The organism is Streptomyces sp. NPDC005070 (assembly GCF_053600395.1).
Genome location: NZ_JBSFZS010000152.1, coordinates 1 through 15,043, shown reverse-complemented (window position 1 = coordinate 15,043; position 15,043 = coordinate 1). Strand labels below are relative to the sequence as shown.

The window sequence follows — 15,043 nt, the reverse complement described above, 5'->3', positions numbered from 1 at the left end:
TCAAGGTCCACGGCACTGCTTCGCTCGGCCCGGTCGGCGACGTGGAAGGCGATCTGGCGTCGCTGCGCGGCGACTGCGCCCGGATGGCCGACGGGGTCGGGGACGAAGGTGCCGGAGGGCTCCAGCGGGTCCTCGCGGCGCGCGGTGCGGGAGCGCAGCATGTCCAGGCACACCCGGCCGGTCACGGTGGTCAGCCAGCCGGCCAGGTTCCTGATCTCGTCCGGGTCGGTGCGGCCGAGCTTCAGCCACGTCTCCTGGACGGCGTCGTCCGCCTCGCTCAGCGATCCCAGCATCCGGTAGGCCACCGCCCGCAGCCGGCCCCGGTGCTCCTCGAACCTGTCCGCGAGAAGTTCACTGTCGTGCATCGGTTCCCCCCTGGCTGTCTCGTCGTACACAACAGTGACCGATCAAAACACGTGGGTCACTTTCCCTCGAAGCGGGGCGCGCGGCGGGCGCCCTTGGCCGTGTACCCCTCCGCCGCGTCCTCGGAGGTGAGGGTGAGCGCGGCCGACAGGGCGGTCCGGTCGAGCGCGGCGGTCAGCGGGGCTTCGGCGTACGCGTCGATGTCGTGCTTGACACCCTGCACGGCGAGCGGCGCGTTCGCCGCGATCTCGGCGGCGACGGCTCGGGCCGTCTCCTCCAACGCGGCTTCTTCCGTGACGAGTTGGACGAGGTGCAGGCGTTCGGCCGTCGCCGCGTCCAGTCGTCTCCCGGTCAGCGCGAGGTACTTCGCCCACCCGGCGCCCGCCTCGCGGGCGATCCGCAGGTCCCCGCCGGCGTCGACGGCGAGCCCCAACTGGGCCTCGGGCAGGGCGAACACGGCGTCGCGGGAGGCGATTCTGATGTCCGCCATCAGCGCGAGCTCGAAGCCGAAACCGAGGCAGTAGCCCTGGACGGCCGCGACGACGGGCTGCGGCAGCCGCGCGAAGGCCGCGAAGCGCTCGTGGGCCCAGCGGATGCCCTCGTAGTAGGCGCGGGCGCGTTCGGCACCCGAGCGGCCGGTGATCGCGCCGCCCGGGGCGCTCACGTCGATCCCCGCACAGAAGGCCCGCCCCTCGGCCCGCAGCAGCACCGCCCGGACCGACGGGTCGAAGCGGATCCGGTCGGCGAACAGGCCGAGTTGGCGCGTGGACTCCCAGCTCCACGCGTTGAGCTTCGCGGGCCGGCACAGGGTGAGGACGCCGATCCCGTCCTCGACGTCGAGGCGGAGCCGTTCCTCGCCCACCGGAATGTCCGTGCGGGTGGTGTCGATCATCCGTACCCCCTCAGGATTCTGACAGTCCGTCAGAATCCTAGAGGAGGCCGGGTGTCTCAGACGTCGTCGCGCGTGAGCGCCAGCAGCCGGTCGAGCACGCGCGGCCCGCCGGCCCGTACGCCGTCGTGCTCGAACTCGTCGGTCACCCAGGTGCGCAGACCCCGGACGGCACGGGCGGTGGCCAGGGAGTGGCCGGCGTCGACATACATGTCGTCGTGGTAGACCGCCGCCGCGACCGGTACCTCGTTCGCGGCGAGCCGGGCCGGGTCGTACAGCGGCGCCCAGTCGGTGCGGGCGGCCAGTTCCTCGGCGGTGTCGCGCAGCGGGCGCAGCGCCGGGTCGGTCTCGAACATCCAGGGGTGCACGGACTCGCCGGTGAACAGCAGCGGCCCGTCGTCCGCGAGCGTCTTGGCCGCGTCGAACTGCGGGAACTCGGCGCGCACCCGTTCGGCGGACCAGGCGGTGGGACGGCCGTCCTGGGCGTAGATGGCCTCGTGGACGAGCGCGTACAGGGGGTGGCCCGCGTACGACAGAAGCGCCTGGACCTCCTCCTGGAAGGCGTCGGAGAGCGCGTGGCCCTGCGGGGTGCGGACGAAGGCGTCCTCCAGCAGGTAGTGCAGGCGGTGGCTGCCGTCGCCGCCGCCGAGGAGGATGCCGAGCGACTGGAAGGCCTCGGCGGTCAGGCGGTAGCCGCCGCCGAGCACCGGCTCGTGCTGGAGCAGGTACTCCGCGATGCGGCGGGCGCGCTCGACGTCCTGCGGGTAGCGGGCGTAGTGCGCGGCGACCTTGCGCTCGATGCGCGGGTAGGCGGCGCGGTACACGTCGTCCGCGTGCCCGTCGAGGGAGGGCAGACCGCCGGTGACGACGGCGGCGCTCAGCCCCTCGGGGGCGCTGGAGAGGTAGTGCACAGTGCAGAAGCCGCCGAAGCTCTGGCCGAGGACGGTCCAGGGTGCTCCGCCGGTGAGTGCGGGCCGGATGGCCTCGCAGTCCCGGACGATGGAGTCGGCGCGGAACAGCGCGAGGTAGTCGGCCTGCTCGCGGGCGCCGCCGCGCAGCGGGAGGGTCTGCCGGTTGGCGGGCGTGGAGTGTCCGGTGCCGCGCTGGTCGAGGAGCAGGACGCGGAAGTCCTTCAGGGCCCGGTCGAGCCAGGCCTGACGGCCGACGAAACGATTCGCCCCGAAGCCGGGGCCGCCCTGGAGGTAGACCATCCACGGCAGATTCTGGTGCGCCTTGTCGCTCGCGACGACCTCGCGGGCGAACAGTTCGATGGTCTCGCCCGCCGGCCGGTCGTGGTCGAGCGGCACAGTGAAGCGGTGGTCGGTGAGGACGACACCGGGCTGGCGGTAGCTGACGGTCAACAGGTCTCCCGAGTCGTACGGATTCCAGGCTGCGTCCCAGTTGAGCACATGCCGCCCGGGCTCCGCGGCCCGGGGAGCGGGAAGACGAACTGAACAGTGACTCAGCAGGCCGGTGACGGGGAACTGAACCGCTGGTCAGCGGGCCGCCAGGCTGGAGCGGCGCACGACCAGTTCCGGCTGGAGCACGACACGGCGGTGTTCGTGCTGCGTGGGCGCGGTCTCCGCGTCGATCTCCTCCAGGAGCAGCTCGGCCGCGAGGGCTCCCATGGTCCCGGCCGGCTGGCGCACGGAGGTGAGCGGGACGGCCGCGGCGGCCGCGAACTCGATGTCGTCGTAACCGACGATCGCGAGGTCGTCGGGCACGCCGACGCCGGCCGCGTACATGGCCTGCAGGAGTCCGAGGGCGAGCAGGTCGTTGGCGCAGAAGACGGCGGTGGGCCGTTCGGCGAGGCCGAGGAGCCGGGCGCCGGCGTCGCGCCCGGCGGCCACGTCGAGGCGCTCGGTGGGCAGCTCGCGCAGGTTCTCCGGGCCGAGGCCGGCCTCGCGCAGGGCGTTCAGAGCGCCCGTACGGCGGTCCCTCACCTGGCTGAGACCGGGTGGGCCGCTGACGTACGCGATCGAGCGGTGTCCGGCGTCCACGAGGTGCCGGACGGCCAGCGCGCCGCCCGCCACGTCGTCGACGGAGACCGAGCACTCGGTGGTGCCCTCGGCGACGCGGTCGACCAGCACGAAGGGGATGCCGTTGCGGCGGAACGCCTCGATGTTGCGTCCGCTCGCGTCGGACGGTGTCAGGAGCACCCCGCGCACCCGCTGCTCGGCGAAGAGCGACAGATAGTCGGCCTCCTCGCTCGGGGACTGGGCGCTGTTGCAGACCATCACCCCGAGTCCGGCCTCCCGCGCGGCGCGCTCGGCGCCGCGGGCGACGTCCACGAAGAACGGGTTGCCCATGTCGAGGACGAGGAGACCCATGATCCGGCTGCGTCCGGCCCGGAGCTGGCGTGCCGACTCGCTGCGCACGTAGCCGAGGCGGTCGATGGCGGACAGGACGCGGGCCCTCGTCTCGGACGCCACCGAGTCGGGGCGGTTGATCACGTTCGAGACCGTGCCGACGGAGACTCCGGCGGCACGGGCGACGTCCTTGATACCCACCGACTGGACCATCGGGCGGGAACCTCCACGAGTAGAGCGAGCAGCGGCGGGCGGGCCCTCACATTATCCGCGAGAGGGCCCGAGTCAGGGGTCAGGAGGGCAGGCGGAAATCGACGACGTGCAGGGCCGACGGCGTGGTGCCGGTGGACTTCTCCTGGTACATCACGGACAGCGTCCCGTCCTGTGGGACGCGTGTCTCGTCGATGACGACCTCGCCGAAGGCGTTCAGGCCGCCGCCGTCGAACAGGAGCGTCCAGTCGGTGTGCCCGGAGGACTTGGAGGCGCCCGCGATCCGCCCGAACGGCAGGATCGCGTAGGCGTTGTCGTACCGGTCGAGGACCAGCTTGGTGCGCTGGCTGGAGTTCAGGGCGAGGGGGATCTCGGTCTTGGTCCAGCCGCCCGAGGAGCCCTTGCGGAGGTGGAAGGCCCGGCCGTTCGCCGTACGGTCCTTCACGTAGTTGGTGGTGCACTGTCCGAAGCGTCCGGGCACATAGCTGATGATCGCGTGCGGCAGTCCCGTCGAGTCGGTGGCCTGGCTCTCCTGGTTCATCAGGGAGTGGTCGGGATCGAGGGAGTCGACGGCGAGTCCGGCGTCGGTGACGGCGACGGTGCCCGAGGTTCCGGTGGTGCCGACGACGGTGCCCGCGTCGTTGCGCCAGCTCCGGCCCCGGTCGGTGGAGTAGACGTAGCCGGTGTCGTGGTTGGTGACGCCGCCGGCGCTGCACATCACGGCGGCGTTCTGCTCGCGCCAGGTGAAGAGGGAGTGCAGCCGCCCGTTCACGTCGTAGTCGATCCCGTGCAGGTACATGTTGCGGGCGGTGCTCGATCCGTGCGCGCTGGTGTAGGTCCCGGTGGAGGCGGACCACTCGCCGAGCGCGGTCCAGGACGAACCGTCGTACTCCGCGAGGGCGTTGCGCCCGTTCCCCGAGACGCCGACGCGGTACGAGAGCTGGAGGCGGCCCTCCGGTGTGGCGACGAACTGCGGATAGGTGAACTGCGTGGTGAGCGCCAGGCCGTCCAGGGAGGTCTGGACGGCCCCGAGGACGGCCGGCGTCCAGGCCGTCGACGCGGGACGGTCGAGCAGCCCGGCCACCGACTTGACGTAGAAGAAGCCGTCGCTGTGCGCGTCCATGGTCAGGTGCAGCCTGCCGTCGGTCCTGGAGACGCCCATGGAGATCACGTTGTGGGAGTCGTCGCTCTTGAGCTTGTGGCCGAGCGTGATCGTGGACCAGGTGGAGGCGCCCAGGACGCGACGGGCGACGACCGCGCTGCGGTCACCGGTGTACCAGGCCGCGTACTGGTAGCCCTGGTAGGTCAACAGACCGTTCTTCTGGAACGAGTTGTTGTTGACCAGCCCGTCGTAGGAGACGAAGTAGAGGGCCTGGGCGTCGAGTCGGGTGGTGCCGGTCAGCGTCACGGAGGGTCCGGGGGCGGCCGCCCGGGCCGTCCCCGCCGTGAGGGCGGGGGCTGCCACGGTACCCAGCAGGGCCGTCGTCAGTACCGTGCGTCGTCTCATGTACGGGCTCCTCGATCGGTCTGCGGGCGGACGGTTCGGGCGGTACGGGACACGCGAGGCGGCACGTCCGGCACCTCACGCGCGAGCCCGGCCGTCGAGACGGCGGAGGGCGGGCGCACGCGTCGGCCGGGCGGTCCGCGTCAGGCGAGGTGGAACACCTCGGTGAGAGGCGTCATGGCCTCGTCGGGTCTGGCGCCGTCCAACGCGGTGAAGAACGGCGCCATCTCCTTCTGCCAGCGGGCGTTGACATCGGTGGCTTCCATGGCGGCCCGCGCGGCCGCGAAGTCCTCGGTCTCCAGATAGCCGACCAGCAGGCCGTCCTCGCGCAGGAAGAGCGAGTAGTTGTGCCAGCCGGTGGCCGAGAGCGCGTCGAGCATCTCGGGCCACACGGCGGCGTGCAGCTCGCGGTACTCGTCGAGGCGGTCCGCACGGACCTTCAGCAGAAAGCACACGCGCTGCACCGATGACCCTCCGGGGCCTGGGAGTCGGGCCGGCCCACCGTGGGAGCGCCGGCCCGGCGGGACGTCAGAAGTCGAACTGGTCGATGTTCTTCGCGTCGAAGACGGTCGGCTTGCCGAGGCTGATCACACCGTCCTTGCCGATGGTGAAGGACCCCATGGCGCCGGCCTTGAAGGTCTCGCCCTCCTTGCCGGTGATCTGCCCCGAGGCGAGCGCCACGGCGGTGCGCGCGGCCAGCTCGCCGAGCTTGGCCGGGTCCCACAGCTCGAAGCCCTCGACCGTGCCGTTCTTGACATACTTGCGCATGTCGTTGGGGGTGCCGAGGCCGGTCAGCTTGACCTTGCCCTTGTACTTGGAGCCGGACAGGTACTGGGCGGCAGCCTTGATGCCCACCGTGGTCGGAGAGATGATCCCCTTCAGGTTCGGGTGCTCCTGGAGCAACCCCTGCGTCTGCTGGAAGGACTGCTGGGCCTCGTCGTTGCCGTAGGCGACCTTGACCAGCTTGACGTCCTTGTACTTGGGGTCCTTCAGCTCCTCCTTCATGTAGTCGATCCAGGTGTTCTGGTTCGTGGCGGTCTGCCCGGCGGACAGAATCGCGATCTCGCCCTTGTAGCCGATCTGTTCGGCGAGCAGTTGCACCTCGGTGCGGCCGAGGTCCTCGGCGCTCGCCTGCGAGACGAAGGCGTTGCGGCAGTCGGCCTTGGTGTCGGAGTCGTAGGTGACGACCTTGATCTTGTTCGTCATGGCCTGCTTGAGCGCGGTGCACAGGGCACCGGGGTCCTGCGCGGAGACCGCCATCGCGTCGACCTGCTGCTGGGTGAGCGTGTTGACGTAACTCACCTGGCCGCTGGTGTCGGTGGCGCTGTTGGTGCCGACCTCCTTGTACTTCGAGCCCAGTTCGGTCAGCGCCTTCTCACCGCCCTTGTCCGCGGAGGTGAAGTACGGGTTGTTGACCGCCTTGGGCAGGAAGCCGACGGTGAGCCCCTTCTTGGTGGCCGCGTTCGGGTCGGCCTTGGCGCCGGCGGCGGCGCCGGAGCCGCCCGAGTCCTTGACGTCGTTCTTGGTGGTGCCGCCGCAGGCGGTGACGGCCAGGGCGAGAGAGGTGACGGCGGCGAGTGCCGCACAGGTACGGCGGATCGATGACTTGCGCATGGCTGAGGGTTCCTTTGCGACGGTGAGCGGACCGAGGTGACGAGTACGAGGCTGAGCGGAACGGGGTTACGGGACCGGAGTCGGGGCGGCGGCTCTGCGGCCCGCCCTCGCCACGGAGATCTGGCGCCCGACCCGGGGGCCGAGCACGGAGACGACGAGCAGGACGCCGGTGACGACGATCTGCGACTGCGCGGAGACGTTGAGGAGGCTCATCACGTTCTGGAGCGAGCCGAGCAGGAAGACGCCCGCGATCGCGCCGCCGAGCGTGCCCTTGCCGCCGTCGAAGTCGATACCGCCGAGCAGAACGGCGGCCACGACGGACAGTTCGAGCCCGGTGGCGTTGTCGTAGCGGGCGCTGGCGTAGTGCAGGGTCCAGAACACCCCGGTCAGCGAGGCCATGAGGCCGGTCGCGACGAACAGGAGCAGCTTCTGCCGCTTGACCCGGATCCCGGCGAACCGGGCGGCCTCCTCGTTGGCGCCGATCGCGAACGCGGAGCGCCCGAAGGGGGTGGCGTGCAGCACGACCACGGCGATCACGAGCAGCACCAGGAAGAGCGGGAGTGCCTGCGGGAGGAACGTGTCCCCGATGCGTCCGGCCGCGAAGTCCTGGTACTGGGTGGGGAAGTCGGTGACGGCGTCGGAGCCGAGCACGATCTGCGCGATGCCCCGGTAGGCGGCGAGGGTGCCGATGGTGACGGCGAGGGAGGGCAGTCCGAGCCGGGTCACGAGCAGGCCGTTGACGAGCCCGCACACCACGCCGAGCACCAGGCAGAGCGGAATGATCGTCTCGATCGCCATGCCCTGGTTCCACAGGGCGCCCATCACCGATCCGGACAGCCCGGCCGTGGAGGCGACGGACAGGTCGATCTCGCCGGCCACCACGAGCAGGGTCATGGGCAGGGCGATCAGCGCGATCGGCAGGGTGTTGCCGATCAGGAACGACAGGTTGAGCACGTTGCCGAAGCCGTCCACGAAGGAGAAGGAGAAGAGCAGCAGGACGATGAGGAGGGCGCCGACGACCGTGTCCCAGCGGACGGCGCGCGCGAGAGCGGAGTCAGCCATGGCGGGCGTTCCTCTTCTTCAGTGCGGAGGCCACGCGCAGCGCGACGATCCGGTCGACCGCGATGGCGAGGATGAGCAGGACACCGTTGATGGCGAGCACCCAGACGGAGCTGACGCCGAGAGCGGGCAGGACGCTGTTGACCGAGGTGAGCAGCAGGGCGCCGAGCGCGGCTCCGTAGACGCTGCCGGAGCCGCCGGTGAAGACGACGCCGCCGACCACGACCGCGCTGACGACGGTGAGTTCGTAGCCGTTGCCGGTGCCGGAGTCGACGTTGCCGAACCGGGCGAGATAGAGGGCGCCCGCGAGTCCGGCGAGGCCGCCGCAGACGACGTACGCGGTCAGGATGCGTTTGCGGACCGGGATGCCGGCCAGCCGCGCGGCCTCCGGGTTCGAGCCGAGCGCGTAGAGCTCGCGGCCGCTGCCGAAGTGCTTCAGGTAGTAGGCGGCCACCACCAGGACGGCCAGGGCGATCAGCGCGAGGTACGGGACCGCCGAGAGGCCGCCGGAGCCGAAGTCGACGAATCCGCCGGGGAGATCGGCCGCGGTGATCTGACGGGAGCCGACCCAGATGGAGTCGATGCCGCGGATGATGTAGAGGGTGCCGAGGGTGACGACGAGGGCGGGTACCTGGCCGAGGCTGACGAGCGCGCCGTTGACCAGTCCGCAGCCGACGCCGAGCAGCACCGCGAGGAGGACCGCGACGACGGGGTTGCCGCCGCCCTGGAGGTAGGTGCCGGCCGCGAAGGCGCTGATGCCGAGGGTCGAGCCGACCGACAGGTCGACGTTGCGGGTGATGACGACGAGTGACTGGCCGGTGGCGACCAGCACGAGGATCGTCGCGTTGAGCAGCAGGTCCTTGATGCCCTGCTCGGACAGGAACTCGCTGTTGCCGAGCTGGGTGACGGCGATCATCACCAGGAAGACGGCCAGGATGGCGAGTTCACGCATCTTGAAGACGCGGTCCACCAGGCGGGTGCCGCTGGACCTGGGCACCTCGGTGGCGGGGGCGGGGGTGGGCGCGGTGACCGTCATGCGGCGGCCCTCCGGGGGGCGATCGGGGTCATTCGGGCAGCCCTCTCGATGACTGTCGTGCGGGCGGCCCTCTCGACGGCTGTCATGCGGCGGCCCTCCCGGTGGCGGCGGCCATCACGGATTCCTCGGTGGCTTCGGAGCGTGGGATCTCGGCGGTGAGCCGGCCCTCGTGCATCACGAGCACGCGGTCGGCCATGCCGAGGATCTCGGGCAGATCGGAGGAGATCATCAGGACGGCCACCCCGTCGGCGGCCAACTCGCCGAGCAGCCGGTGCACTTCGGCCTTGGTGCCGACGTCGATGCCACGGGTCGGCTCGTCGACGATCAGCACCCTGGGGCCGGTGGCCAGCCATTTGGCGAGGACGACCTTCTGCTGGTTGCCGCCGGAGAGCGTGGCGACGGTGTCGGCGATCCGGGCGTACTTGACCTGGAGCCTGACCGCCCAGTCGAGGGACCGGCTGCGCTCGGCCCCGCGGTCCATGAGGCCCGCCCTGGCCGTCGTACGCAGCCCGGTCAGGCCGATGTTGCGCTCGATGGACATGTCCATCACCAGGCCCTGGGCGCGCCGGTCCTCGGGGACGAGGGCGAGTCCGGCCGCCATGGCGACGGAGGGGGCGCCGTTGGTCAGCGCGCGGCCGTCGACCTCCACCTCTCCGGCGTCCCAGCGGTCCACGCCGAACACCGACCGCGCGACCTCCGTACGGCCGGCGCCGACGAGCCCGGCGAGTCCGACGATCTCGCCGCGCCGCACGTCGAAGGAGATGTCGGTGAAGACGCCCTCCCGGGTCAGCCGCCGCACGCTGAGGGCGACTTCGCCCGCCTCGACGTCCTGCTTGGGGTAGAGCTCGTCGAGATCGCGGCCGACCATCCGGCGTACGAGGTCGTCCTCCGTCATGCCCTCCAGCGGCTCGCTGGAGATCAGGGCCCCGTCGCGCAAGGTCGTGACGCGCCCGCAGATCTGGAAGATCTCCTCCAGCCGGTGCGAGATGAACAGCACCGCGGAGCCCTGCTCGCGCAGCGCCCGGACCACGCCGAACAGCCGGGCCACCTCGCTGCCCGTCAGGGCGGCGGTCGGCTCGTCCATGATCAGGACACGGGCGTCGAAGGAGAGCGCCTTGGCGATCTCGACGATCTGCTGGTCGGCGATGGACAGTCCGCGCGCCGGACGCTCTGGGTCGAGTTCGACGCCGAGGCGCTTCATGAGGGCGGCGGTCGCCGCGTGGGTCGCCCTGTGGTCGATGCGGCCGAACGCCCGCCGGGGCTGACGGCCCATGAAGATGTTCTCGGCGATGGAGAGGTCGGGAAAGAGCGTGGGCTCCTGGTAGATCACCGCGATGCCCGCGTCGCGGGCGTCGGCGGGACCGTGGAAGACGGTGGGTTCGCCGTCCAGCAGCACCTGACCGGCGTCCGGTCGGTGCACGCCGGCGAGCGTCTTGATGAGGGTCGACTTGCCCGCGCCGTTCTCTCCGGCGAGCGCGTGCACCTCGCCGGCGAACAGTTCCAGGGACACGTCCCGCAGGGCGCGCACGGCGCCGAAGGACTTCGAGAGGTCCTTCAGTGCCAGCACCGGGGCCGGTCCCGTGTCGGACGGGTGGGTCATGAGGGGCTCCTCGACGACGCCGGCGGGGCGGCCCACAGCGTCGTGAAAGGTTTCAATTGGGTTGCCGGGACGTTAGGCATGCCACCCAGGTCGCGTCAATGGGTTCGTGTCGAAATTCTTCGACGGTCCGGTGTCACAAGAGGGTCACGGTGATCGGTCCACGCCGAAGGGGTTGACAGCCCTCCGGGGGGCTCATAACTTCGCTGCTGAATCGTTTCAGAGCAGCCCTTTCCATGAAGCTGCCGCATCCGAAGTCGTAGGAGCCCGAAGTGACCGAGTTCGCCGCGGTGAAGGCCGCGCTCAAGACCCAGGCCGTCGAGACGCCGTCGTGGGCGTACGGGAACTCGGGAACCAGATTCAAGGTGTTCGCGCAACCGGGTGTGCCCCGGACGCCGTGGGAGAAGCTGGACGACGCGGCCACGGTGCACGAGTTCACCGGCGCGGCCCCGACCGTCGCGCTGCACATCCCCTGGGACAGGACCGACGACTACGCGGCGCTGGCGAAGCACGCCGGGGAGCGCGGTCTGAAGCTGGGCGCGATCAACTCCAACACCTTCCAGGACGACGACTACCGGCTCGGCTCCGTCTGCCACCCGGACGCCGCGGTGCGCCGCAAGGCCGTCGGCCACCTGCTCGCCTGCGTCGACATCATGGACGCGACGGGTTCGCGGGACCTGAAGCTGTGGTTCGCCGACGGGACGAACTACCCGGGCCAGGACGACCTCCGCGCACGCCAGGACCGGCTGGCGGAGGCCTTGGCGCAGGTGTACGCCCGGCTCGGCGACGACCAGCGGATGCTCCTCGAGTACAAGTTCTTCGAGCCGGCCTTCTACGCCACGGACGTCCCCGACTGGGGCACGGCGTACGCGCACTGCCTCAAGCTCGGCCCCAAGGCGCAGGTCGTGGTCGACACCGGGCACCACGCCCCCGGCACCAACATCGAGTTCATCGTCGCCACGCTGCTGCGCGAGAACAAGCTCGGCGCCTTCGACTTCAACTCCCGCTTCTACGCCGACGACGACCTGATGGTCGGCGCGGCCGACCCCTTCCAGCTCTTCCGGATCATGTACGAGGTGATCCGTGGCGGCGGCTTCACCCCGGACGTCGCCTTCATGCTCGACCAGTGCCACAACATCGAGGCGAAGATCCCGGCGATCATCCGGTCCGTGATGAACGTGCAGGAGGCCACGGCCAAGGCGCTCCTCGTCAACGGCAGCGCGCTCGCCGAGGCCCAGCGGAGCGGGGATGTGCTGGCCGCCAACGCGGTGCTCATGGACGCCTACAACACGGACGTCCGGCCGCTGCTCGCGGAGGTCCGCACCGAGCTGGGGCTCGACCCGGATCCGGTGGCCGCGTACCACCGGTCCGGTTACGCGGAGCGGATCGCGGCGGAGCGGGTCGGGGGGACCCAGGCGGGGTGGGGGGCCTAGCCGTTGGCGCGGGGCGTTCTCCCCGGGGAGGGCTACCCGGCGTGGCGGGCTCGGCCCGGTCGGCCCGCCGTGTCGCGTCTGCCCCGCCCCCTGATCCGCGGAGCGCGCGTCTCGTCGTGGCCGGTCGCGCCGTTCCCCGCGCCCCTGGCGGGGCGCTCCCGCTCGGGTTCCTCCCCAGTCACGTACACCCTCTTCCTAAGGACCTGGAACATGGCACCCCATCCCGAAGCCGATGCTCTGCTGGCGCGGTCGCGCCGGCTCGGTGGCGATCCCCGCAACACCAACTACGCGGGCGGCAACACCTCCGCGAAGGGCACCGACACCGACCCCGTGACCGGCGGTGACGTGGAACTGATGTGGGTGAAGGGGTCCGGCGGAGACCTCGGCACCCTCACCGAGGCCGGACTCGCGGTGCTGCGGCTCGACCGGCTGCGCGCCATGACCGCGGTGTACCCGGGCGTCGAGCGCGAGGACGAGATGGTCGCCGCGTTCGACTACTGCCTGCACGGCAAGGGCGGCGCCGCTCCCTCCATCGACACGGCGATGCACGGGCTCGTCGACGCCCCGCACGTCGACCATCTGCACCCCGACTCGGGGATCGCGCTGGCCTGCGCGGCCGACGGGGAGAAGCTGACCGCCGAGTGCTTCGGCGACCGCGTGGTGTGGGTTCCCTGGCGGCGGCCCGGATTCCAGCTCGGGCTGGACATCGCGGCGGTCAAGGAGGACAACCCGGAGGCCGTCGGCTGCGTCCTGGGCGGCCACGGCATCACCGCGTGGGGCGCCACCGCCGAGGAGTGCGAGCGCAACTCGCTCTACGTCATCCGCACCGCCGAGGCCTTCCTCGCCGGCCGGGGGAAGGCGGAACCGTTCGGGCCCGTCGTCGAGGGGTACGAGGCGCTCGCCCCGACGGAACGCCGCGAGCGGGCCGCCGCGCTCGCCCCGCACATCCGGGCCATCGCCTCCCAGGACCGCCCGCACGTCGGCCACTTCACCGACTCCGAGGAGGTGCTCGACTTCCTCGCCCGCGCCGAACACGGACGCCTCGCGGCTCTCGGCACCTCCTGTCCTGACCACTTCCTGCGCACCAAGGTCAGGCCGCTCGTGCTCGACCTCCCGCCGGCCGCCTCCCTCGACGAAGCAGTCGCACGGCTCGCGGAACTGCACGCCGAGTACCGCGTGGAGTACGCCGCGTACTACGAGCGGCACGCACTGCCCGACTCCCCCGCGATGCGTGGAGCGGACCCGGCGATCGTGCTGGTCCCCGGGGTCGGCATGTTCTCCTTCGGCAAGGACAAGCAGACGGCTCGGGTGGCGGGTGAGTTCTACGTCAACGCGATCAACGTGATGCGCGGGGCTGAGGCCGTCTCGGCGTACGCGCCAATCGAGGAGTCGGAGAAGTTCCGCATCGAGTACTGGGCCCTGGAGGAGGCGAAGCTCCAGCGGATGCCGAAGCCCAAGCCGCTCGCCACCCGGGTCGCCCTGGTGACGGGAGCGGGCAGCGGGATCGGCCGGGCGATCGCCGAACGGCTGGTGGCCGAGGGCGCGTGCGTGGTGGTCGCCGACCTCGACGCCGGCAGCGCCGAGCGGGTCGCCGCCGAGCTCGGGGGCCCCGACAAGGCCGTGGCCGTCGCCGTGGACGTCACCTCCGAGGAGCAGATCGCCGAGGCCTTCAAGAGCGCGGTGCTGGCCTTCGGCGGGGTCGACCTGGTGGTCAACAACGCGGGGATCTCCATCTCCAAGCCGCTCCTGGAGACCACCGCGAAGGACTGGGACCTCCAGCACGACATCATGGCGCGGGGCTCCTTCCTCGTCTCGCGCGAGGCGGCCCGGGTCATGATCGCGCAGAAGCTGGGCGGCGATGTCGTCTACATCGCGTCCAAGAACGCGGTCTTCGCGGGCCCGAACAACATCGCCTACTCCGCGACCAAGGCCGACCAGGCCCATCAAGTACGGCTCCTGGCAGCCGAGTTGGGTGCACACGGCATCCGGGTCAACGGGGTCAATCCGGACGGTGTCGTGCGCGGGTCCGGCATCTTCGCGGGCGGCTGGGGCGCGCAGCGGGCGGCGACGTACGGCGTCGAGGAGGAGAAGCTCGGCGAGTTCTACGCCCAGCGGACCATCCTCAAGCGGGAGGTGCTCCCGGAGCATGTCGCGGCCGCCGTGTTCGCGCTGACGGGCGGGGACCTGACGCACACCACGGGGCTCCACGTCCCGGTCGACGCCGGCGTCGCCGCCGCCTTCCTGCGATGACGGCCCGCAAGAGGTTCGCCGCCGTCGACCTCGGCGCGTCCAGCGGGCGCGTCATGGTCGGCAGCGTCGGCCCGGGCACGCTCGACCTGACCGAGGCGCACCGCTTCCCGAACCGGCCGGTCCGCGTCCCCGAGGGGCTGCGCTGGGACGTCCTCGGGCTGTACGCGGGTGTCCTCGACGGCCTGCGCGCGGCCGGGCGCGTCGACTCCGTCGGCATCGACGGCTGGGCGGTGGACTACGGTCTGCTGGACGCCGACGGAGCACTGCTCGGCAACCCGGTGCACTACCGCGACGCCCGCACCGAGGGAGTCGCGGAGAAGGTGTGGGCGAGCCTGCCCGCCGCCGACCTGTACGCAGCGACCGGGCTGCAGTACGCGCCCTTCAACACCCTGTACCAGCTCACGGCGGCCCGCTCCTCCGCCCAACTCGGCGCGGCCCGGCATCTGTTGCTCATCCCGGACCTGCTCGCCTACTGGCTCACGGGCGAGATGGGCACCGAGCTCACCAACGCCTCCACCACGCAGTTGATCAATCCGAGGACCCGCGACTGGTCGTACGGCCTCGCGGAACGGCTCGGCATCGATCTGCGGCTGTTCCCGCCGCTGCGCCGTCCCGGCGACCCGGCCGGAACCCTGCTGCCGCGCGTGCTGGAGGAGACCGGGGCGAGGGGCCCGGTGCCGGTGACACCTTCGCCAACGCGGGCCACCTGCCGCCCGTGCTGGTCGAGCCCGGTGAGACCGCGCTGATGCTCGACGTGCCGCCCGGGATGCCGCTCGGGG

Annotated in this window: 12 protein-coding genes and 2 pseudogenes; 4 read left to right on the top strand and 10 right to left on the bottom strand. The window is 71.1% G+C overall.

Annotated features, from left to right (window positions below):
• The 10 genes from ACWEBX_RS32885 to ACWEBX_RS32840 form a co-directional block, all read right to left on the bottom strand.
• A partial coding sequence (locus ACWEBX_RS32885) for a sigma factor (protein WP_451888427.1) occupies positions 1 to 365 on the bottom strand: 365 nt, incomplete at its 3' end.
• 56 nt (positions 366 to 421) lie between these two features.
• Positions 422 to 1,255, bottom strand: coding sequence for an enoyl-CoA hydratase/isomerase family protein (locus tag ACWEBX_RS32880; protein ID WP_451888426.1), 834 nt, complete (start codon positions 1,253 to 1,255; stop codon positions 422 to 424).
• A 56-nt stretch (positions 1,256 to 1,311) separates the two neighbouring features.
• Complete coding sequence (locus ACWEBX_RS32875) at positions 1,312 to 2,613, bottom strand: alpha/beta fold hydrolase (protein WP_451888425.1); 1,302 nt, start codon at positions 2,611 to 2,613, stop codon at positions 1,312 to 1,314.
• A gap of 135 nt (positions 2,614 to 2,748) precedes the next feature.
• Positions 2,749 to 3,774, bottom strand: a complete 1,026-nt coding sequence (locus ACWEBX_RS32870) for a LacI family DNA-binding transcriptional regulator (protein WP_451888424.1) — start codon at positions 3,772 to 3,774, stop codon at positions 2,749 to 2,751.
• Positions 3,775 to 3,853: 79 nt separating this feature from the next.
• Positions 3,854 to 5,278, bottom strand: coding sequence for a BNR repeat-containing protein (locus ACWEBX_RS32865; protein ID WP_451888423.1), 1,425 nt, complete (start codon positions 5,276 to 5,278; stop codon positions 3,854 to 3,856).
• A 140-nt stretch (positions 5,279 to 5,418) separates the two neighbouring features.
• A complete protein-coding gene (locus ACWEBX_RS32860) occupies positions 5,419 to 5,739 on the bottom strand; it encodes an L-rhamnose mutarotase (protein WP_451888422.1) in 321 nt (106 codons plus the stop codon).
• A 64-nt stretch (positions 5,740 to 5,803) separates the two neighbouring features.
• Positions 5,804 to 6,889, bottom strand: coding sequence for a rhamnose ABC transporter substrate-binding protein (rhaS, locus tag ACWEBX_RS32855; protein ID WP_451888421.1), 1,086 nt, complete (start codon positions 6,887 to 6,889; stop codon positions 5,804 to 5,806).
• 66 nt (positions 6,890 to 6,955) lie between these two features.
• The gene (locus ACWEBX_RS32850) at positions 6,956 to 7,951 is read right to left on the bottom strand and encodes an ABC transporter permease (RefSeq protein ID WP_451888420.1); all 996 of its coding nucleotides are present in this window, start codon (positions 7,949 to 7,951) and stop codon (positions 6,956 to 6,958) included.
• Positions 7,944 to 8,984 (bottom strand): ABC transporter permease, encoded by a 1,041-nt coding sequence (locus tag ACWEBX_RS32845; protein WP_451888419.1) that lies wholly within the window; start codon positions 8,982 to 8,984, stop codon positions 7,944 to 7,946. The genes ACWEBX_RS32850 and ACWEBX_RS32845 overlap by 8 nt, the downstream gene beginning before the upstream one ends.
• Before the next feature lie 82 nt (positions 8,985 to 9,066).
• Positions 9,067 to 10,584, bottom strand: coding sequence for a sugar ABC transporter ATP-binding protein (locus tag ACWEBX_RS32840; protein WP_451888418.1), 1,518 nt, complete (start codon positions 10,582 to 10,584; stop codon positions 9,067 to 9,069).
• Positions 10,585 to 10,853: 269 nt separating this feature from the next.
• Between ACWEBX_RS32840 and rhaI the strand changes: the two genes are divergently transcribed.
• The 4 genes and pseudogenes from rhaI to ACWEBX_RS32820 all read left to right on the top strand — a co-directional run.
• A complete protein-coding gene (gene rhaI / locus ACWEBX_RS32835; RefSeq protein ID WP_451888417.1) occupies positions 10,854 to 12,014 on the top strand; it encodes an L-rhamnose isomerase in 1,161 nt (386 codons plus the stop codon).
• A gap of 210 nt (positions 12,015 to 12,224) precedes the next feature.
• Complete coding sequence (locus ACWEBX_RS32830) at positions 12,225 to 14,264, top strand: bifunctional aldolase/short-chain dehydrogenase (protein WP_451888416.1); 2,040 nt, start codon at positions 12,225 to 12,227, stop codon at positions 14,262 to 14,264.
• Positions 14,261 to 14,950 (top strand): annotated as a pseudogene (locus ACWEBX_RS32825) (FGGY family carbohydrate kinase); the annotation flags it as partial. The gene ACWEBX_RS32830 and the pseudogene ACWEBX_RS32825, both read left to right, overlap by 4 nt.
• A pseudogene (locus ACWEBX_RS32820) lies at positions 14,950 to 15,043 on the top strand (SpoIIE family protein phosphatase); the annotation flags it as partial. The pseudogenes ACWEBX_RS32825 and ACWEBX_RS32820, both read left to right, overlap by 1 nt.